A 4,605-nucleotide genomic window follows, 5' to 3' on the forward strand; every position below is an offset into this window, starting at 1 on the left:
GCGAAGACCTGTACGGCTGCTTCCTGAAGGACTACGCGCCCTGCGCCTGGTGATCAGCGCGCCCACCCCGCAGCCGGCCGCCCAGGCTCAGGCCGACACGGTCAGCACCGTCGCCCGCGTCCCCTGCAGGCCCAAGCTGCGGTGGCTCGTGCAGCTCTCTTCACTCCACATGACGCTCTGTAACGCGCGGATCGGGGCAGACGCGGATGTCGTGGGGCCGGTCCAGTATCCGTGGATAGCTCTTCTGATGCATGAACTGGTCCCTCGCCGCCAGGCACGGCGCCAAGTCCCCGGCAATGCTCGCGAGGCGGTCGCGTTGGGCAGGGGGACAGCAAAGCTGGGTGGTGCCGCCTACGATGCCCGGCATGACAAGGGTGATCGATTACGCGGTGGCAGGTCCACTGACGAGGATCGACACGGTCCATGAGCCTGCGCTGGCGACCCTCCCGCGCGAGGCCGTGGAGATCTGCCGCCTTGTTCACGATTTCGTCGTCCAGCCGAGTGACGCGAAGGGCCTGAGCGTGCCCGACGAGCGGTTCGCCGAGAACCAGCTCCGTCCCGTCAACGGTCTGATCGGCGCCCTGCTCGCCCTCGACGCGGCCCAGCTGACCGTCGCACGCCATCCCTCCCGGGGGTGATCAGCACGTGCCGGCACTTCGCCGTGCTCAGCTGTGCCTTGCTGCGTTACCGCGCGCTCGCCGCCCGGGCCCGCTGCGGCTTCGCCACGTATTTCCAACCTGGCCAGGGCGTGGACCACTGGATCACCGAGTACCGCCAAGACGGCCGCTGGGTGCGGATCGACTCGGAAGTCCTGGGCGGCTCCCTCGTTGCGAAACCCGAAGACCTTCCCAGCGACGCGTTCCTCACCGGCGGTGAGGCGTGGGCGGCCTTTCGGCGGGGGCATATCGATGCGGCGACCTTCGGCGTGTACGGCACCGAGAACTGGGGGCCGGCCGAGATCCGGGGAAACGCAATCAGGGATCTCGCCGCACTGAACAAGGTGGAGATGCTGCCGTGACGGATGGCGGCCTCCTACGAGGGCGACACCGGTCCCGAATACGACGAACTCATTGACACTATCGCCGCAGTCTGCGCCACCGATGATCCCGACGCCATCACGAACCTCTACGCCTCGGAGGACCTCACGGCGCCTACCTCGCTCCTGCGGTAACCCATGGGCCGGCTTTCCCCTGACAAGGCCACGACCCGGTCGTCGGCGCGACCGCACGTCGAGCGGCCACCAAAGTTTGGCGGGAATGCTGGTGTCGTAACGCTGCCGCTTCCACGCCTGAGCACCACCGACAACTCGCTAACAGCGGTTGGGCAAGGGTCGTGGCGTCCGCTGAGGTCGACCGGCTTCGGGTCGGAGCCGCGGCACCCGCCCGCGCTCAGTCAGGCGGCCTAGATGTCCTGTTGCCCGGCGGAGCGGGTGTTCCGTGGACAGTTGCGCACATGAACTATTGCCCGTGTGGTGCGACATGATGATTTCATAAGGCAAGTCAGGCTATATGCAAATCCGTCGCTTCGCCCTCCAGCCGCAATAGATCCGCTAATCGGCATTGGTGCTCGAAAGTGACGTGACCGAGTTGCTGGAACAGCCGCTTTGGCAGCGGGAAGGCCGGCGGACCCGTTGCAGGGCAAGGGGTTTGCTGGCGCTCCTGCCGGGTGACCGAAAACGGCGTTGTGCCAGATGCTGATTCCGGCTGTCGTTCCTCTTGTTTTGTGTCAGATGGGCCTTGACCTGCGCCGATAGCAGGACCACCCTGACCTGCGTCCGGACACTAGGCCCGGAAAGAATAGCGATTGGACGGCAACCACGCCACCGACAATCGCTACTACGCGTGCGCCGAACACTCGACATCTGTGAACGCCAGGCCAAAATCCTGCACCAGATGTCGAAGCAGACGCTCAAGCACAAGACCACGGACAACCAGACCAACGGCAGCTTCGTGGTGGACGAAGAGGGCGAGAGCATGCCCCCTTGAACATCGGAATTTGGTCCTTGGAGCCGACATGAGGAATCTACGCATCGGGCTCACCATCCTGACGACCACCACTGTGACGTTCGTGGGAATCCACGCCGTCCCCGCGGCCGCCACGGCGCCCACCACCACCCGGATCAGCGTCTCCAGCAGCGGGACGCAGGGCAACGACCACAGCGGAGGCCGCGGGATCAGCCCCGACGGGCGCTGGGTGGCCTTCGCATCGGAGGCCACCAACCTGGTCCCCGGCGACACCAACGGCCGCTCGGACATCTTCGTCCGTGACCGGGCCACCGGCACCACAGAACGGGTCAGCGTCGCGACCGGCGGCGCCCAGACGACTGGCGCCCAATACACCGTCAACAGCACCGACCCGGTCATCAGCGCCGACGGCCGCTACGTCGCCTTCGTCTCGGACGCCGCCAACCTCGTGCCGGGCGACACCAACCTCTCCGACGACGTCTTCCTCCGCGACCGCGTCGCCGGAACCACCACCCGGATCAGCGTCTCCACCGCCGGCGCCGAGGGCGACTACCCCAGCTACGAGCCGACGATCAGCGGCGACGGGCGCTACGTCGCGTACACCTCGTGGGCGACGAACCTGGTACCGGGCGACGAGAACTGGTCGCCGGACATCATGCTGTGGGACCGTATCGCCGCGACCACGACCCGGATCAGCGTCTCCACCACGGGCGGCGACACCTATGGGGAGAGCCGCCAGCCGGCCATCACCCCCGATGGACGCTACGTCGCGTTCACCTCGACGGCGCCCAACATGACGACGCCGTTCACCTACAACGGTTCTGAGATCTTCGTCCGCGACCTCGCCACCGCCACCACCAGCGCGTTGAGCTACGCCACCAACGGCGCCGAAGCGAACAGCGACAGCTACCACCCCGCGATCAGCGCCAACGGCCGCTACGTCTCCTACTACTCGTACGCCACCAACCTGGTGGCCGGCGACACCAACGGCCGCTACGACATCTTCCTCCGAGACCGCGTCGCCGCCACCACGACGAGGATCAGTGTCGCGACCGGCGGCGCCCAAGCGAACATGGACAGCTATAACTCGGCGATCAGCGCGGACGGCCGCTACGTCGTCTTCGACTCGGGAGCAACGAACCTGGTAGCCGGCGACACCAACGGGTACCTGTGGGACGTCTATCTGCGGGATCGCGTAGCCGGCACCACCACCCGCGTCAGCGTCTCCACCGCCGGAATCCAGGGCAACAGCCAGACCGGCGGCCCGTCGATCAGCGCCAACGGCCGACGAATCTTCTTCAGCGGGGTGGCGACCAACCTGGTGCCCAACGACACCAATAGCGCGAACGACGTTTTCCTCCGGGACCTCGGTAGCTGACGACACGACCAAGGGACCGCCCTGCGGTACCAGCGAGGGTGCGCCGCCCAGGCGGCGGCGCAACCTACCGCCCGGAACGCCCCCGGAGCTGTTCGGCGGCCCGCACGCGGATCGGATGCGGGAGCGCCCCTCGCGCGACTGCTACCTGGTGCTCATGGACGCCCCGCGTCCAAGCCGCCGCGGACTGCGATACGCGGTGAAACTCAGTCAGCGCCGGGACAGGACGAAGGTCACCGGCGAATGAGCGACGGGGTTGAACAGGAAGATGGCATGACCCTCGGCGCCTTCGTAGGCGCAGGTGCACCCGGTTATCGCCGCTACGCTGGTGGCGCGTCGATGGTGGCACCGGTGTCCAGCAGCCGGAGAGTCTCTTCGTGGTCGGCGGGACCGGTGCCGACGGCACCCGCGAGCGCTGCCACAGGAGCGACGAGAACCGCTGCAATCAGTGGACTGAACCGCATGACTGTGCCTCCTTACGGCGAGGCGAACACGCCGCCAAAGATTCGCGCACGGTTCAACAGCTGGGGCCCGCCGGGCGAATGCCCGCCGGCACCACGACGGTGGTCGTCTAGGAAGCATCCTGTCAACGACGAGTGATCACCTTGTCACTGATCCGACAGGCAAACGCTGAGCTAATGGATCGACTTCGTCCATCCCTCGTGACACCGCCGCACCTGTCGGGTGTGCGGTTCGAGCGCGCGATCGACGGCCTGCGGCGCCTAGGGGCTCGTCCTGATCGATCCATGCGCTGAGGGCTTCGATGACGTCTTGGGCGGTTCGGAGGGTCATGTACTCCGTCCTGACAGCGCCCCTTGGTAGCCATCTGATCCTTAGACTCCCAAGACCAGCCGTCCGGTCCGGTCCGCCTGGTCCTGGTCCTCCGACGCTCGGCAACTCGATCCGTTCCTGTCCGTCCGGCCCAGTTCGCCCCGGTGGCTCCCACGTGTGGCTCCCAGGCGGTCAGCTTGGGAATCGCACAGATCGGGCTCTGGTACCGCGTTTCGCCGGGTCGGCACAGCCGCGGTTGGCCTGGTTCACTCTGAGGTCACACCGGCCTATTGCCCGTGGGCGGCCCGCCGGCTTGTGCGAACGGATCGGCAAGTGACTGCTACACGCCCTGGCCTTGCCCAACATGAGCGTTGGCAATGAACATTAACCCGTGGACGCGGATGTGGTGATTGCCGGATGCGGACCGGTCGGAGCGGTGCTCGCCGCACTGCTCGGCGACCGTGGCATCCGCGTCGTCGTCGTGGACCCGGCGTC

The 4,605-nt window shown here is 66.6% G+C and carries 4 protein-coding genes; all 4 read left to right on the forward strand.

Annotated features, from left to right (window positions below):
* Nucleotides 1–365: 365 nt before the first annotated feature.
* Nucleotides 366–638: a hypothetical protein gene (locus tag ACFYPD_RS34000; protein ID WP_387122887.1), complete on the forward strand. Its 273-nt coding sequence runs from the start codon at nt 366–368 to the stop codon at nt 636–638.
* Nucleotides 635–1,018, forward strand: coding sequence for a hypothetical protein (locus ACFYPD_RS34005; protein ID WP_387122890.1), 384 nt, complete (start codon nt 635–637; stop codon nt 1,016–1,018). Before ACFYPD_RS34000 ends, ACFYPD_RS34005 begins: the two co-directional genes overlap by 4 nt.
* 995 nt (nt 1,019–2,013) lie before the next feature.
* Nucleotides 2,014–3,342, forward strand: a complete 1,329-nt coding sequence (locus ACFYPD_RS34010) for a TolB family protein (RefSeq protein WP_387122893.1) — start codon at nt 2,014–2,016, stop codon at nt 3,340–3,342.
* 1,174 nt (nt 3,343–4,516) lie between these two features.
* Nucleotides 4,517–4,605, forward strand: an 89-nt coding sequence (locus ACFYPD_RS34015) for an FAD-dependent monooxygenase (RefSeq protein ID WP_387122896.1), incomplete at its 3' end; no start/stop codon positions are given.

The organism is Micromonospora sp. NPDC005299 (assembly GCF_042872345.1).
In the GTDB taxonomy this organism is placed as follows: domain Bacteria; phylum Actinomycetota; class Actinomycetes; order Mycobacteriales; family Micromonosporaceae; genus Micromonospora.